We start from the raw sequence: 684 nt of genomic DNA on the forward strand, positions 1-684 counted from the left end.
CGACGACAGCCGCGATCACGTTCGGCGGTACGGGCACCAGCTACACGTGGACGAACGATACACCTTCGATCGGACTTTTGGCCAGCGGCAGCGGCAACATCGCAGCGTTCACGGCAAGCAACGCCGGCACTTCGCCGGTAACGGCGACCATCACGGTGACTCCGGTCTTTACCGGCGGGGTGGTATGTACAGGCCCTTCGAAGACCTTCACCATCACGGTGAACCCGACACCATCGGTGACAGCACCATCGAACCAGACGGTATGCAACGGCTCGTCGACGACGGCAGTGAACTTCAGCGGCACGGGTACCAGCTACGACTGGGTGAACGATACACCCTCGATCGGTTTGGGTGCATCGGGCACGGGCAACATCGCTTCGTTTACGGCCAGCAACGGGGGCAGCACGCCGGTAACGGCCACGATCACGGTGACCCCGAAGTATACGTTCGGCGCGGTGACGTGCACGGGTCCTTCGCAGATATTCACGATTACGGTACAGCCGACTCCTTCGGTGAATGCGATCGCCAGCCAGGTGGTGTGCGATGGTTCGACGACGGCCGCGGTGACGTTCAGCGGTACAGCGACCAGCTACACCTGGACCAACGACAACACGAGCATCGGACTGGCTTCCAGCGGCAGCGGCAACATTGCTTCGTTCACGGCGGTGAATGCGGGCGGTGTGC

1 protein-coding gene is annotated in these 684 nt (G+C 62.0%); it reads left to right on the top strand.

The window, feature by feature from the left end; genetic code table 11:
* Window positions 1–684, top strand: a 684-nt coding sequence (locus AABK37_RS41700) for a hypothetical protein (RefSeq protein WP_432557228.1), incomplete at both ends; no start/stop codon positions are given.

It is taken from the genome of Tolypothrix sp. VBCCA 56010, assembly GCF_050875635.1.
Classification (GTDB): domain Bacteria; phylum Cyanobacteriota; class Cyanobacteriia; order Cyanobacteriales; family Nostocaceae; genus Hassallia.